This window comes from Polynucleobacter sp. MWH-UH25E, assembly GCF_018687095.1.
Classification (GTDB): Bacteria; Pseudomonadota; Gammaproteobacteria; order Burkholderiales; family Burkholderiaceae; genus Polynucleobacter.
Map to the genome: position 1 here is coordinate 1525046 of NZ_CP061286.1, position 14868 is coordinate 1539913.

Consider the following 14868-nt stretch of genomic DNA (forward strand, 5'->3'; position numbering starts at 1 on the left):
GCTTTATTACAAAGATATCTTATTTGACATAATAATGATTATACGCAAATAGCAATTATGAGGCTTTAGTAGGAAGTTGTTTTAAAGGGCCTGGATATGGCTGCTTATATAACTTCAGCCAGCGTGATTTAAGGCCGTCAGCAATCCAGGGCTTATCGTAGATATCAGCAATATCAATAGCCGAGAACCCCTGTGTATTACGCAAACGAATATCAGCGCCGTTCTCAAGCAGGAAGCGGATAAGATCCTCATTGCCAGACTGAACAGCCATCATTAATGGTGTCGTACCATTCAAGGCATTTGAATCTACTACGGCACCATTTGCCACGAGAAACTTAGCAACATCCAGATTTCCTTTGGCGCATGCGTAATGTAGAGGTGTCCAGCCAATATGGTCAATGCGAGCCTTGTTTTGCAGAACTAGTGTTTTGACTACAGGCAAATCTCCTTCAATGGAGGCCATCATTAGAGGCGTTTCACCATATTTATTCGATAAATCTACGTCAATATTGCGGTTTTGAAGTAACAATTCTGTAACCTTGGCAGATCGGTCCTTGATAGCCAATACCAGCATGGGGTTGCCCTTTGAATCCACCGTATTTGGGCTGACACCCTTGGAAATCAAAGATTTCACTTCAGAAACATCATCAAATTTCGCTGCTTTTGCAAAATCTTCTGCTTGCGATGGAGTTTGGGCGAATGTCTGGAGACTCGCTACACTAAAAAGAAAGCTAAAAGTAATGGACTGAATCTTAAGTAAATACATTATTTAATTACTCTATTTATTTGAAAACATTGATAAAAATTCTTTGCAGTCTGATCTGCAAGAACATCAACAGGTACATATTTAAGATTCGCAACAAATTCACCCACTTTGGATACCCAAGCTGGTTCATTGGTTTTGCCGCGATACGGAATGGGTGCCAAATATGGGGAATCAGTCTCAATTAGGATACGTTCAAGGGGGATTTTCTTGCAAGTCTCTTGAAGCTCTCTAGCGCTCTTAAAGGTCACAATTCCAGAAAAAGAGATATAAAAGCCTAAATCCATTGCCTGCTTAGCCACTTCATAGCTTTCGGTAAAGCAATGCATTACACCGCCGATAGCATCAGCACCCTCCTCTTTCATGATTTGAATGGTATCGGCTGAAGCTGAACGGGTATGAATGATTAATGGTTTCCTGACCTTTAAAGCAGCGCGGATGTGAGTTCTAAATCGATCACGTTGCCACTCCATGGAATCATAGCTTCGATCTCCCATGCGGTAGTAATCGAGGCCAGTTTCACCAATTGCGACAATTTTGGGATTTGCAGAAGCGGTATCTACTAAAAATTCTTCTGTAGGCTCTGGAGTATCTTCATAATCTGGATGGACTCCTACCGAGGCATACAGATTGTCATGCTCCTGAGCCAGTTTCAGGACATTAGGAAAATCTGGAATATCTACTGAAACACAAAGTGCATGAGTTACTTTGGCAGCTTCCATGTTCGCCAATACTTCAGGTAGGCGGCTTTGGAACTCTGGAAAATCGAGATGGCAATGGGAATCAATGAACATGAGCCCCATTTTAGACTGTCTGGGTTGGTTAAGGACCTAGTCTAGACCTCAAAAACTTGTTGGTATTGAGACAGTAAAGCTTCAAGTTGGATACGGGCGGCCAAGGGGTGATTTTCAGATCGTCGGGCTTGAATGAGAGATTTCCAAAATTGAAGCAGTTTTATAGTGTGGGCTGATTGCGAGAGACTCATCAGCGTACTAATATGCTTTGGGTAGTACCGGGGTATGCTACCGCCATTCACCAGTTGAAGATCCGAAACCCAGCGTTGCATAGTGGCCAATAGGAATGCATATTGCGCCTTATGAATTTTCTCTGAAGTTTCCAGCCAATTAATTCGACCGCCCTGCGCCATGGATTGAAGCAACAGTCGAGATGCTGCAATAGAGATAGTGAGTTCATCCTTGTCATCTTTGTAATGTCTAGCAATCAAGGATTCCAGAACCGCATAGGGTGCCCCGCCCTGCTCGTCATAAATAGTTTCAACATCGCTATCAGCAACGTTGATTTCTGGAGAAGCGCTTAGTTGGGATTTAAGCCAGGCTAAGCCAGCCGATCGGTCGGGTCTAGGAGCGGTTAATAATCTGCAACGCGAACGTATTGTTGGAAGAACCCGATCTACCCTATCAGCCAATAAGATAAAAATAGTTTTATTTGGCGGTTCCTCAAGGGACTTGAGCAAGGTATTAGCAGAGTCAGAGCGCAACATCTCCAACGGATAAATCAAAATGACGCGATTGCCGCCTCGATGGGATCCTATGGATAGGCCCTCAATGGCGCTTCTGGTCTCCTCTATTGAAATATTCTTTTTTTCTTTTTTTTCGTTAGGTTCTGAATCGTTATCTTTTGTATTGCGTGATTTCTTGGTTGGCTCATCCGATTCGTAGTCTGATTGTGGCAGCAATTTGCGATGAGTTTCTGGGACCAAAGCCGTAAAGTCTGGATGATTTCCTGTATTAAACCAATGACAACCATCGCATAGATTGCATGGCTTTCCTAATGGATTGGTGGATTCGCATAACAACGCTTTGGCTAGCTCGATAGCGAATGCGAATTTACCTATTCCAGATTGCCCATGAATCAAAACAGCATTGGGAAAATGATCAAAATCCAAGCTCGACCACAGCTGCTTAAGCCACGGAGCAATTTTGATTTCTTGTTCAATAGCAGGAATCATTAAATGTCGATCAAATCTTTATTTCTAGACCCTCTAACCCGTTCCAGATTGCTTCTGGGGTTTGGGTCGCATCTACCAAATGAAAGCGCTTTGGATTTTCTTTGGCTCGCCTCAAATACTCTTGCCGAACCTTTTCAAAAAAGTTGAGATCCATTTTTTCGAATTTGTCTGGAGCGCGTACTTTTGAGCGACGAGCCTCTGCCACTTCACCGGGCAAATCAAACAATATAGTTAAATTTGGTTGAAGCAATGAGCCATCTGATTGGCCCTGAACCCAACGTTCTAGATCATTTAATTTGGTGATGCTCAAACCCCGACCTCCCCCTTGGTATGCAAAACTGGCATCAGTAAATCGATCTGAAATCACAATCTTTCCAGCCTTTAAGGCGGGCTCAATCACCTGTGCAATATGCTCGCGTCGCGCTGCAAACATAAGGAGCGCTTCTGTTTCAATATTCATGGGAGAGTCAAGCAACAGGCTTCGCAGTTGTTCGCCCAAAGCAGTTCCGCCAGGTTCGCGAGTTACAACCACCTCTCGTTCTGGGTGGCGACCTTGCATCAACTTGCAAAAGCTATCGATGTGCGTACTTTTTCCCGCACCATCAATGCCCTCAAAACTAATGAAATATCCTGAATTCATAATTATATAAGTCTATTTTGCTAATCTGATTTAGGCATTAATTTGCGTTGATATCGATCAACGGCCGATTCATGCTCATTCAGCGTATCTGAAAAGTGGCTGCTACCATCGCCCTTTGCGACAAAATATAAAGCCTTGCTTTGTGCGGGATGTGTAGCAGACAAAAGCGATTCTTTGCTAGGCATGGCTATAGGGGTTGGTGGTAGACCTTTGCGCATATAGGTATTGTAGGGACTATCTTTGCGTAGATCTGCTTTACGCAGATTACCGTCAAATCGAGGCCCAATACCATAAATGACGGTTGGATCGGTTTGGAGCATCATCCCTTTATTAAGCCTATTTACAAAAACAGCTGCAATTAAGTCTCTATCGCTAGATTTACCAGTTTCTTTTTCAATAATTGAGGAAAGTATCAATAAATCGTAGGGGCTATTTAGTGGCAAACCAGGTGATCTTTGCTGCCATGCCAGGTCAAGCTGCCTTTGCATGGCCTGAGATGCGCGTTGATAGATGTTGATATCAATCTCATCGGGATCAAAGACGTATGTATCCGGATAAAAAATACCTTCGTCACTCGAATAGTTAAGTTTTAATGCCTGCAGTAACGCTTTTGAGCTAATACCCTTTGTTTGATGGATTAGTGCAGGGTGTGAGTCTATTAAATTACGGACCTGCCAAATTGTCATGCCTGGGATGATTGCGATACTCTCGCGTACTCGATCACCGCGTGCTATCTGTAGCAATACCTTTCCAAGGCTGGCACCTTTGGGTAGCAGATAAGTTCCTGGCTTTAGTTTTGATCCAACAAATAAGGCTCGCGCACTTATTTGAAAAGGAAGGCTTGAAAGAATCAGCCCCTGCTCTTTTAGCTGTTCTGAAATACTTGCTAGACCAGATTGAGGGGCAATCTTTACCTTGTACGCTAAATCATTCTGCGCATTAGAGTAACTTGGCACCACCGGCCATAAGAAGATGGCAGCATAAATGGTAACTACAAATCCAATGAGGGCTAAAGTGTAAGAAAGCAGCTTGGGGGCTTTGGACTTCTTTCGGTGAAAAAGAGACCTTCCCTGAATTTTTTTACGCATCAGGCTATGATAAAAGGAAGATGACTACTAAGGACCAAAACTCCCTTGAACGCGATATGCCAATTGATATCGGGCTTTGTGCCCTACCCGACTGGGGCTTGATTTTCGTTGAGGGGTCTGATGCTGTTAGTTTTCTACAAAATCAACTAACCAATTCCGTTTTAGGCCTGAATAAGACCATTCCACCTGAAATGGCGCGTACGCCATCTTCAGTTAGATTAGCTGGATACTGCAGCCCAAAAGGAAGATTGCTAGCTAGTGCTTGGCTAACATTAGCTCCAAGAGACTCTTCTTCAGAGGATCGATTTGCGCTGTTTATTTCTAAAGATATCGCTGCAAGCACTGCTAAACGTTTATCAATGTACGTATTGCGTTCTAAAGTAAAGGTAATTGATGTATCGAATGATTGGAGTGTTTTAGGATTTTGCTCCACAGACAATCAGTTAAATCCATTGACACTTGAAGACTCGCAAATTGGCCTTCAACTTCCTGATGTTCGAGTCCATGATCAAGTCTATGGTCGAGCATTAATTGCCCAACCCAATTCTACAGACCCAAAAGTCATTCAAAATGAAATTTTTGAAACTTGGAATGACTTAGAGGTTCTTAGTGCCATCCCTAGAATTGTTCAGGCGACGCAAGAGCAATTTGTGCCGCAAATGATTAATTTCGAGTCCGTAGCGGGGGTGGATTTCAAAAAGGGGTGTTATCCAGGCCAAGAAATTGTGGCCCGCAGTCAGTATCGTGGCGTTATTAAACGACGCTTAAGATTGGCTCATGTTTCGAGGGATCAACTTAATGGGGCTTCTTTTAATCCTGGCGTCGAGATTTTTCATGGGGATGATGCTAGCCAGCCGGCCGGAATCGTTGTTTTATCAGCGCAAAGTGTTTTTGACCCCAGCCGCATAGACCTTCAAATTGAGTGCAAATTGGAAGCCCTGAAGCATGGGGAAATACGACTAGGAAGTATCGATGGGCCTGTGTTAAAAATGGATCCATTGCCCTACCCTTTGATCGAAATTTAAAAAGCCCGCCAATACTATGTGCCTCATCCTTTTCGCCTGGAATTCTCATCCAGACTACTCGCTAGTAGTAGCTGCGAATCGTGATGAGTTTTATGAACGCGATACCGAAGGAATTTCTTATTGGTCAGAGCACCCAGATATTCTTGCTGGAAGAGATCGAGCAGATGTATTGGGAAGTCCAGGAACTTGGCTTGGCTTTAGCAAAGCCGGTAAGTTTGCTGCTCTTACTAATGTACGAGCGCCTAGCGAAAAAAATCCTGATGCACGCACTAGAGGCGAACTATCGCTAATGTATTTGACTAGTAAAGACAAGCCTTCATCTTTTGTAGAGCAACAATCTAAGCGCTTTAGTCTTTATAACGGATTTAATTTGTTGATGGCCGACTTAAGTGACCCTAAAAATGCAGAGATGCATTGGGTTAGCAATCGGATGTTGATGGGGCAAAGTATTCGCCCTAGAAAAGTATTTCCACATCAACCCTTAGCCCCTGGTGTCTATGGGCTGTCCAATGCCATGCTGGATACCCCGTGGCCCAAAGTAAATCATCGTGTTGCCGCATTCGCTCAAGCTCTCGCAATGGATCATGGCGAACTTAAAAATGCTGACCAATACCTCAAAGTGCTAGCTGATACGCGTTATGCCAGCGATCACGAACTACCTAGCACTGGTGTCAGCAAGGAGTGGGAAAAAGCCCTCTCCCCAGCATTTATTAAAACGCCCTCTTATGGAACGCGTTCGAGCACCTTGCTCAGGGTGCGCAAAGATGGAAACTTTGAAATGGTAGAGCGTCGCTTTGATGCTACCGGCACAGTTGGGCACGACGTCATAATTGGCGCCCTCAGCACCGCACCCGATTCAAACCTTTCGGTTTAATTATTTAGAGAAGTTGCTTACTCGGAACGTAGATCTTCGTTAACTACACGTTCACCTTTTGAATTCCTAGTTGGCAGTCTTTTAATATACTGAAATGTTCCTGTAGCCATACAGCAAATCTCGCCCTGATCGTTGTAGAGCTTGGATTCACAAAAAGCCATTGTGGCAGTTCTACGAACGGTATCTGCCTTCACACGCAATATCCCGTTAGCGGCTTGCATAAAGTTATTTTTTAGTTCAATCGTGACCACGCTTCGATCACTTGGGTCTCCAGAGCGGGCTGCTACAGCCATGGCAACATCCATTAGCGTTAGCAAAACTCCACCATGAGCAACAGCCCAAGTATTGGTGTGCTCTGGCTTAAGGGCAAGAAGGATCTCCCCTTTGCCCATCTCAGCACTAAGAAAACGTACCCCCAACAGTTTTAAGAATGGAACATTTAATTCCTCACCTAAATTAGCGAGTTGAGTTTGTGGATTAATTTGGACTTGTTTATTCATAAGACGATTTTAGGGTCTTTAGCGCCAAATTGGGAAGTCACCTAGAATATCCATATGGCTTTTACTTTGAGTGGCGATGATGTCTGCCAGATAACGCACCCTAGCCCAATTCCCAATCCGTATTGGGTCGCTTTTTCATCCTCTGCAGCAAAACTGATTGGTCTAGAGTTGGGCCCAAATGGATTGCCTGCCGATCCAGCATGGCTTGAGATTTGCGCAGGAAACTCATTGATAAGTGCAAGCTATCAATTTAGAAGTCCCCTATCAACCGTTTATAGCGGGCATCAGTTTGGCGTGTGGGCAGGCCAACTGGGCGATGGTCGTGCGATTCTGCTGGGGGAAGTGAACAGCCAGGAACTACAACTTAAGGGTGCCGGTAAAACACGCTATTCCCGGATGGGAGATGGGCGTGCTGTTCTACGTTCCTCTATCCGAGAATTTTTGTGTAGTGAGGCCATGTATTCATTGGGAATACCAACTACCCGCGCTCTATCCGTGGTCGGCTCTGAATTGCCAGTTCGACGTGAAATCATTGAAACGGCAGCGGTTTGTGCTCGACTTGCCCCAAGCTTTTTGCGAATTGGTCACTTTGAACATTTTGCATCACTACAAGATACTTCACGCCTAAAAGAGCTTGCAGACTTATTGATTCGAGATCATTACCCAGAATGTCAAAATACTGCCGAGCCCTATTTAGAATTATTTAAGCAAATATGCAACCGTAACGCCAAGCTTGTGGCGCAATGGCAGGCGGTGGGTTTTTGTCATGGTGTTCTCAATAGCGACAACATAAGTGCTATTGGCATCACTATGGATTTCGGACCATTTGGATTTATGGATCAGTTTCAAATTGACCATATTTGCAATCATAGCGATCAAGACGGTCGATATGCATATCATCGTCAACCGCAAATCATGCACTGGAATATGGCCTGCTTGGCTAGTGCATTTTTACCACTGCTTGAGTTTATTCATGCTCCCAATGACGCTCAATCGCTGTTACGTGAAGCGCTAGAGGAATTCGCGGTTTGCTATGCAGAGGCATGGCAATCCCTTTTTCGACAAAAATTGGGGTTTACGACTGCTCAGGATGGGGATACTCATCTGATCGAACGCCTTCTCCAGGCAATGCATGATTCGAGTGTGGATTTCACATATTTCTTTAGGATGCTAAGTCAAGTTCGTAAAGAACAGGAATTACAAACAATTGTATTGAGAGATCATTTTTTGAATCGAGAATTAATTGATCAATGGTTTGCTGATTACATTTATCGTTTGAAATCAGAAAACAGTTCTGATGAAGCGAGGCAAAAGGCTATGAATTTAGTCAACCCCAAATTTGTCTTGCGAAATCATCTTGCCCAGGTCGCAATTGATAAGGCTAAGCAACACGATTATTCAGAGATCCAAACTTTACTCAAAATACTCACCAACCCTTATGATGAGCAGGCCGAATATGATGCCTACGCCATGCCTCCTCCTCCCAATTTAGAAAGAGTTGAAGTGAGCTGTTCGTCCTAAGCACGGAGATCTATCTATGAAAAAGACCGATTCAGAATACAAACAGTTATTAAGCGATATTGAATACCGCGTCACACGTGAGGCTGCAACAGAGAGGCCTTTTACGGGAAAGTATTGGGATCATTGGGATAGAGGCGCTTATTCTTGTGTATGTTGCGGTACACCACTATTTTTATCGGATACAAAATTTGATGCAGGTTGTGGATGGCCAAGCTATAACGCGCCTCAGAACGAATCCGCCATTAAGGAGCTTCGAGATACATCGCACGGCATGATTCGCACCGAGGTGAGATGTGCAAATTGTGATGCCCATCTCGGACATGTTTTTGATGATGGTCCTATGCCAACCGGCCTACGCTACTGCATTAATTCAGCATCACTTAAGTTCGAGCCGAGTGATAATGCGCAAGACACTAAAAAAGATTAATAAATCCCAAAGCTTTAGATATCAAACTCAATAAATCATCCATGAAATTCTTATTCGACCTCTTCCCAATCATCCTTTTTTTCATCGCCTTTAAGTTCGGTGATATTTATACAGCAACCATCGTTGCGATGGTTGCTACTATCGGCCAAATCCTCTGGGTTTACTATCGACATCGAAAGATTGATGCTATGCAGTGGGTTAGCCTTGTCATGATTATTGTATTTGGCAGCTTAACCATCTTTTTGCATGACAAAACTTTCATTCAACTAAAGCCAACCGCCCTTTACTGGCTTTTTTCTGGCGCACTATTAATCAGCGCCCAATTCTTTAACAAGAATTGGATTCAAATTCTCATGGGCAAGCAAGTGACTCTTAAACCCAATCACTCACATTCGGTGTGGCACAAACTCAATCTAGCTTGGTCTGCTTTCTTTTTTGTTATGGGCGCACTAAATCTTTATATTGCCTTTGAATTTTCAGAAGACACCTGGGTGAACTTCAAGTTATTTGGTAGTACTGGTCTGCTAATAGTTTTTGTTATTACTCAAGGTATCTGGCTATCCAAGCACATGGAGCATCCTGAGTCATGAGCATCAATGAGGAGCGCATCAAGCTATTTAAAACAGACCTTGAACAGGCATTTACTGCCTTGCAATTAAGTATTGAGGATGAGAGTCACTTGCACGCAGGTCATGCCGGCGCAGCAAGCGGCGGCGGCCACTTTAGACTCAGAATTGTCGCCCCTGAATTTGACTCCTTATCCACTGTAGCCCGGCATCGTGCTGTATATGCCGCATTAAATCGGCATATTCCCAAGGAAATCCATGCCTTAACTATTTCCGCCCTAACCCCCAAGGAGGCAGGTCTCTAGACTGCTTTACACTAGGGTTCATTATTCATAACCTACAGTCAACATGTTAAAAAATCGTCACTTTCTAGCCATTAGCACTATTGCCGCCCTTATCTCTACATCTGCATTTTCTCAAAACGCTGCTATTGTGAATGGCAAAGCCATTCCTAAAGCGCAGCTTGATAAATTGGTTCAGAAATCAGGCCAGCCTGACAATCCTCAAGTACGCGATCAAGCACGTGAAATGTTGGTTACCAAAGAACTCATTCTTCAGGAAGCAGATAAGCGTGGCGTTATTCAAAAAGAATCAGTTCGTGAACAATTAGAACAGTCTCGAGTTGGCATATTAGTTGCTGCTGTTTTTGAGGATTATGTTGAAAAAGAAGGTGTTACAGAGGCTGAACTAAAAGCCGCTTATGAATCTGTTAAGAATCAATACACCGGTAAGGAATACCATGTTGAACACATCTTGGTAGAAAAAGAGGCTGATGCGAAAGCCATCATCGCCCAGATCAAGGCTGGTGGAAATTTTGAGGATATTGCAAAGTCCAAGTCAAAAGATCCTGGCTCTGCGCCAAATGGCGGTGATTTAGGCTGGGTTACTGAAAAGTCGCTTGTTCCAGAGTTTTCCAAGTCAATGGTGCAGCTTAAAAATGGTCAAGTTACTGATAAGCCGGTGAAATCTCAATTCGGTTGGCACATTATCAAAATGGTCGACTCCCGAGATATGAAGGCACCTAGTTTTGATGAACTCAAGGCTGAGTTAAAGCAAATGATTACCTCAGATCAGAATTGGCAAAAGGCTAAATTTGCAGAAATGATGCAAAAACTGCGCTCTAAAGCCAGGGTTCAATAAAGGTAGCAATAGTAGTAGTTACGCTTTTCTAGATGGGTATCGGCGAGGTCGAAGTTTCTGAATCGCCATACCCGCTATACCGCAAGCAAGTGCGGACATTACAAAGACATCTCTAGGCTGAAATAAGTCCCATATCCAGCCTGCACACAATCCCCCAATCGTCCCGCCTAAGCCATAGGATACGGTCGCCATGATGGCCTGCCCTCTTGCTTGCAATGGTCCCGTAAACCAACGTTGCAAAAGTTTAGTTGCGGCACTATGGTGAGCGGCAAAAGTTCCAGCATGCATGAGCTGAGCGAGAATAAGTACTATGGCTGTTGGAAAGAATGCAATCAAAATAAATCGAATTACCCCGACACCAAAAGCGCCTTGAAGAATGACTTCTGAGTCAACACGACTAAGTATTTTGTTTTGGAAATAGAAGAAGAGAACCTCTGCTGCAACACCCAGAGCCCAAAATAGCCCAATCTGAAATTTATCATAGCCCAAGTTTGATAGATAAAGCGAATAAAACACATACAAAGATGCATGAGCAAAAATCATAAAGAAGCCTGAAACTAGAAACCAACGCACATCAGGATTCAGTAGCACCGCGAACAGCTCACCCTTGACCATTTTGCGACGTTCCATTTTAGGCTCGTGAAGGCAAAAAGTAATTGCCGCCAGTGCAAATAAAATTACAGTACCAACATAGGGATACAGCTCAATTCCTTTGTGCTGGAATAACTCGCCTGCAATGAGAACCATCGCTATAAAACCTATAGAGCCCCATAATCTCAAGCGCCCATAACGTTTATCAAAAGAATTGTCTTTGTATAAGGCGTGGATAGTTGCAGTCTCACCCAAAGGCATTTGGCTACTCAAAATAGTGTGTAGAACAAACATCCAAATGAAAAAGCCAATATAGGTTTGTATATAAAAAATGCACAGGAACACCAGCGCCGCTATGCAGGCGCAGACCCTGATGATGCCGATGCGATTTGACAGGTAATCTGAAAGCCATCCCCAGCTAAATGGGCCCACAATTCGGGTGATTTGCAGCATAGACATCAGCACTGCAATTTCAATAACGTTAAAGTCGCGATCTAAAAAGAAAAGGCTTGCATAAGGAGAAACCAAGCCTACGTAAGCAAAATATAAAAAGAAAAAGGACCCGAAGGCCCAGCGAAGAACAGGCGTCATTTAAGCAATCAATTAATCACGTGTTGCGCCTGGTCTCGCAGCGGGAATTGGCTTAAGATCTAACTTGACATCACCGCACTGTGCACGATGTCGCAATGCATGATCCATGATAACTAGTGCTAGCATGGCTTCTGCAATTGGTGTTGCACGAATGCCTACGCAAGGATCATGACGGCCTTTGGTTTGGACGGTTATAGGCTTCCCCTGCAAATCAATTGATTGCTTAGGACTCATAATGCTAGAAGTTGGCTTGATTGCAATAGATACCCGCAAATCCTGACCGGTACTAATGCCACCCAAAGTCCCACCGGCATTATTTGAGGAGAATCCATCAGCGAACAATTCATCGCCGTGCTCGCTACCCATTTGAGCGACCGACTTAAATCCAGCGCCGATCTCAACTCCTTTGACGGCATTGATGCCCATCATGGCATGAGCGATATCAGCATCAAGTTTGTCGAACAAAGGCTCACCTAAGCCAATGGGTACATTACGCGCCCTCACCTCAATGCGAGCCCCACAAGAATCCCCAGCTTTACGCAGTTCATCCATGTAAGCCTCTAATTGAGGAATGACTTGATTGTTTGCGGCAAAAAAAGGATTTGCCTCAATATGAGCAGCATCAATAAACGGAATCTCAATTTCTCCAAGCTGGCTCATGAAGCCATAAAACTCAGTGCCATATTGTTCACGCAACCATTTTTTTGCAATTGCCGCAGCGGCAACAACTGGAGCGGTTAAGCGAGCAGAAGATCTTCCACCGCCACGAGGATCTCTTAGGCCATATTTATGGTGATATGCATAGTCAGCGTGGCCAGGACGAAATGTTTGCAATATATCGCCGTAATCCTGGCTACGTTGATCTGTATTGCGAATGAGTAAGCCAATTGGTGCACCAGTGGTCTTTCCCTCAAAAACTCCAGAAAGTATTTCTACCTTGTCCTCTTCCTTGCGCTGTGTAACGTGACGAGAGGTTCCTGGCTTCCTGCGATCTAGATCAACCTGTAGATCTGCCTCTGTTAAAGACATGCCCGGAGGACAACCGTCCACCACTGCCCCAATTGCTGGACCGTGTGATTCGCCAAAAGTAGTAACAGTAAAGAGAAGGCCTAATGTATTTCCTGACATATCAACATTATGTCATTTGTCGGAAATCTTGGACTAGAAAGCCTTAATTTGTCGTTTTTTCTGCATCTTCAGGCCAGTCACGAATATAGGCCTTGAGCATGGTGTTTTCAAAATCTTGAGCCTCTACAACTGACTTTGCTACGTCATAGAAGGAGATGACGCCCATGAGCACCTTCTGGTCCATTACAGGCAAGTAGCGAGCATGGTCAACCAGCATCATGCGACGTACCTCATCAATTTCGGTTTCCATATTGCAAGTCAGGGGCTTTTGATTCATGACGGATCTCACCTGCAAACCATCCAATTTGCCATGATGCTTGGCTAATGCTGCAATCACTTCGCGGAAGGTTAAGATGCCGACGAGCTTGTCATATTCCATAACAACCAAAGAGCCAATATCATGTTCGCTCATCACGAGCACCGCTGTTTGCAATGCAGTGTCTGGTGCAACCGTAAATAGAGTGCTCCCTTTAACGCGTAAGATGTCCCGAACTTTCATTTTGTCTCCGAATGCGGTGGATTTATAGACTCAATATAGACCCAACTATCTGCTGAATCAAGGGTTTAAGTCTTCGTTTTAGTAACGAATAACCCTAATGACGCCACTTCGTATGGCGGGTAGATTGGCCACCAGGACGGCTCCTGCGAGAGTAATCCACCACGTCAAATAGATCCAGAGTAAGGCCAAAGGAAATATGGCAAAGGCTCCATAAACCGTCTTATAGAACGCGGTGTGGGTGAGAAACAAAGCAAAACCAAACTTCATGAGCTCAAAACTGATAGCAGCAAACAATGCCCCAGAGATTGCGTCTTTCCACAGAATCTGCGAATAAGGCAAAACTTTATAAACCACTGCGAATACCAATACCGCCAAAACAATCGGGGCAATTGTGGCTACTAAGCTAAATCCTATTGACAGAGCTTCTGTCCAGCCTTCGGTAGCGCTGAATAAAGCGCCACTAAGGTAAATGCCAGCACCAAGAAGAATTGGCCCAAGAAACGTGGCTGCAGAATAAATCAGCACCTTTTTAAATAAAGGTCGACTTCGATTAACTTTGAAAATTTGATTAAACGCCTTTTCGATAACAGATAAGGTCATGATGGCAGTCACAAATAACCCAGCAATACCCAAAAGCGTCAGCCCTCTGGCTTGAGCTGAGAATTGATCCAGATAGATAAATACTTGTTGATTGATGCCGCCTGGCATATAAGTATCTAGCAACCAAGTTTTAAATGCATTCTTAACCTGTATCACCCTGGGCAAATACCCGATCAAAATTGTTGCAATCGTTATCATGGGAACCAAAGAAAGAATCGTGGTGTAGGCCAGACTAGCGGCAATTTGATTGAGTTTTTGGTCGCGATTACCCTCCCAGATCTCTTTTGCAAGAGAGAGCCATAATTGGGGGTTACGAATTAGACGCATCGCCGTATCATAAAAGACTATGAATAATCATGACATTTTAGTTTTGTATTACTCCCGCTATGGAGCCACCAAAGAACTGGCACGGCTGATTGCCGAGGGAATTGAGACTGTTCCGGGGGTCAATGCAAGAATCAGAACTGTTCCTGCTGTATCCACCGTTTGTGAGACATCAGAACCATCTGTACCAACTGATGGGGCGCCTTATGTAGAGTATTCCGATTTAAAAGACTGCATAGGCCTAGCTCTGGGCTCCCCTACTCGGTTTGGCAATATGGCAGCGCCAATGAAATATTTTTGGGATGGTAGCTCTTCAGAATGGATGGGCGGCTCCTTAATTGGAAAGCCGGCTTGTGTATTTACCAGCACGGGAAGCATGCATGGCGGCCAAGAAAGCACCCTACTAACAATGATGATCCCACTGCTGCATCACGGCATGATGGTGTTGGGTCTACCCTATAGTGAGCCAGATCTCATGTCATCAACCACTGGTGGCAGTCCTTATGGTGTAACTCATCATGCGCATGCTGATGGTCGTGCTCCTATTAGCCCAGAGGAAGCAAGGCTAGCCAAGGCACAAGGTAAGCGCCTTGCTTTGACAGCTTTAAAACTGATTGGTTAG

General features: G+C 44.2%; 18 protein-coding genes. 8 read left to right on the forward strand and 10 right to left on the reverse strand.

Annotated elements, in window-relative coordinates; all coding sequences use genetic code 11:
• Positions 1-55: 55 nt before the first annotated feature.
• The 5 genes from ICV39_RS07975 to mltG are packed head-to-tail and all read right to left on the reverse strand — an operon-like array spanning position 56 to position 4460.
• Entirely contained in the window at positions 56-766 is a 711-nt protein-coding gene (locus tag ICV39_RS07975; protein ID WP_215389571.1) for an ankyrin repeat domain-containing protein, read from the reverse strand.
• Positions 766-1557: a TatD family hydrolase gene (locus ICV39_RS07980; RefSeq protein ID WP_215389572.1), complete on the reverse strand. Its 792-nt coding sequence runs from the start codon at positions 1555-1557 to the stop codon at positions 766-768. Before ICV39_RS07980 ends, ICV39_RS07975 begins: the two co-directional genes overlap by 1 nt.
• 41 nt (positions 1558-1598) lie before the next feature.
• Complete coding sequence (locus ICV39_RS07985; protein ID WP_215389573.1) at positions 1599-2732, reverse strand: DNA polymerase III subunit delta'; 1134 nt, start codon at positions 2730-2732, stop codon at positions 1599-1601.
• A gap of 10 nt (positions 2733-2742) precedes the next feature.
• Positions 2743-3372, reverse strand: a complete 630-nt coding sequence (gene tmk / locus ICV39_RS07990) for a dTMP kinase (protein ID WP_215389574.1) — start codon at positions 3370-3372, stop codon at positions 2743-2745.
• A 20-nt stretch (positions 3373-3392) separates the two neighbouring features.
• Positions 3393-4460 (reverse strand): endolytic transglycosylase MltG, encoded by a 1068-nt coding sequence (gene mltG / locus ICV39_RS07995; protein WP_215389575.1) that lies wholly within the window; start codon positions 4458-4460, stop codon positions 3393-3395.
• Positions 4461-4480: 20 nt separating this feature from the next.
• On the opposite strand from mltG, the gene ICV39_RS08000 reads away from it, so the two are divergent.
• Both ICV39_RS08000 and ICV39_RS08005 read left to right on the forward strand, forming a co-directional pair.
• Positions 4481-5485, forward strand: a complete 1005-nt coding sequence (locus ICV39_RS08000; protein ID WP_215389576.1) for a folate-binding protein YgfZ — start codon at positions 4481-4483, stop codon at positions 5483-5485.
• 16 nt (positions 5486-5501) lie between these two features.
• The gene (locus ICV39_RS08005) at positions 5502-6359 is read left to right on the forward strand and encodes an NRDE family protein (RefSeq protein WP_215389577.1); all 858 of its coding nucleotides are present in this window, start codon (positions 5502-5504) and stop codon (positions 6357-6359) included.
• Positions 6360-6376: 17 nt separating this feature from the next.
• Here ICV39_RS08005 and ICV39_RS08010 read toward each other — a convergent pair whose 3' ends face one another.
• Complete coding sequence (locus tag ICV39_RS08010) at positions 6377-6859, reverse strand: PaaI family thioesterase (RefSeq protein ID WP_215389578.1); 483 nt, start codon at positions 6857-6859, stop codon at positions 6377-6379.
• A 54-nt stretch (positions 6860-6913) separates the two neighbouring features.
• Here ICV39_RS08010 and ICV39_RS08015 point away from each other — a divergent pair, with 54 nt between their 5' ends.
• The 5 genes from ICV39_RS08015 to ICV39_RS08035 are packed head-to-tail and all read left to right on the forward strand — an operon-like array spanning position 6914 to position 10513.
• The gene (locus ICV39_RS08015) at positions 6914-8380 is read left to right on the forward strand and encodes a YdiU family protein (RefSeq protein WP_215389579.1); all 1467 of its coding nucleotides are present in this window, start codon (positions 6914-6916) and stop codon (positions 8378-8380) included.
• Positions 8381-8396: 16 nt separating this feature from the next.
• Positions 8397-8807, forward strand: coding sequence for a peptide-methionine (R)-S-oxide reductase MsrB (gene msrB, locus ICV39_RS08020; protein WP_215389580.1), 411 nt, complete (start codon positions 8397-8399; stop codon positions 8805-8807).
• A gap of 41 nt (positions 8808-8848) precedes the next feature.
• Positions 8849-9397 (forward strand): septation protein A, encoded by a 549-nt coding sequence (locus tag ICV39_RS08025; RefSeq protein WP_215389581.1) that lies wholly within the window; start codon positions 8849-8851, stop codon positions 9395-9397.
• The gene (locus ICV39_RS08030) at positions 9394-9678 is read left to right on the forward strand and encodes a BolA family transcriptional regulator (protein WP_215389582.1); all 285 of its coding nucleotides are present in this window, start codon (positions 9394-9396) and stop codon (positions 9676-9678) included. Before ICV39_RS08025 ends, ICV39_RS08030 begins: the two co-directional genes overlap by 4 nt.
• A gap of 43 nt (positions 9679-9721) precedes the next feature.
• On the forward strand, positions 9722-10513 hold the full coding sequence (locus ICV39_RS08035; RefSeq protein WP_215389583.1) for a peptidylprolyl isomerase: 792 nt from the start codon (positions 9722-9724) through the stop codon (positions 10511-10513).
• An 18-nt stretch (positions 10514-10531) separates the two neighbouring features.
• Here ICV39_RS08035 and ICV39_RS08040 read toward each other — a convergent pair whose 3' ends face one another.
• The 4 genes from ICV39_RS08040 to ICV39_RS08055 all read right to left on the reverse strand — a co-directional run bounded on the left by ICV39_RS08040 (position 10532) and on the right by ICV39_RS08055 (position 14249).
• A complete protein-coding gene (locus ICV39_RS08040) occupies positions 10532-11695 on the reverse strand; it encodes an MFS transporter (RefSeq protein ID WP_215389584.1) in 1164 nt (387 codons plus the stop codon).
• Between the two features lie 12 nt (positions 11696-11707).
• The gene (aroC, locus tag ICV39_RS08045; protein ID WP_215389585.1) at positions 11708-12823 is read right to left on the reverse strand and encodes a chorismate synthase; all 1116 of its coding nucleotides are present in this window, start codon (positions 12821-12823) and stop codon (positions 11708-11710) included.
• Positions 12824-12866: 43 nt separating this feature from the next.
• The gene (locus ICV39_RS08050) at positions 12867-13322 is read right to left on the reverse strand and encodes a CBS domain-containing protein (protein ID WP_215389586.1); all 456 of its coding nucleotides are present in this window, start codon (positions 13320-13322) and stop codon (positions 12867-12869) included.
• Between the two features lie 78 nt (positions 13323-13400).
• Entirely contained in the window at positions 13401-14249 is an 849-nt protein-coding gene (locus ICV39_RS08055; protein WP_215389587.1) for a YhjD/YihY/BrkB family envelope integrity protein, read from the reverse strand.
• Between the two features lie 19 nt (positions 14250-14268).
• Between ICV39_RS08055 and wrbA the strand changes: the two genes are divergently transcribed.
• Positions 14269-14868 (forward strand): NAD(P)H:quinone oxidoreductase, encoded by a 600-nt coding sequence (gene wrbA / locus ICV39_RS08060; protein WP_215389588.1) that lies wholly within the window; start codon positions 14269-14271, stop codon positions 14866-14868.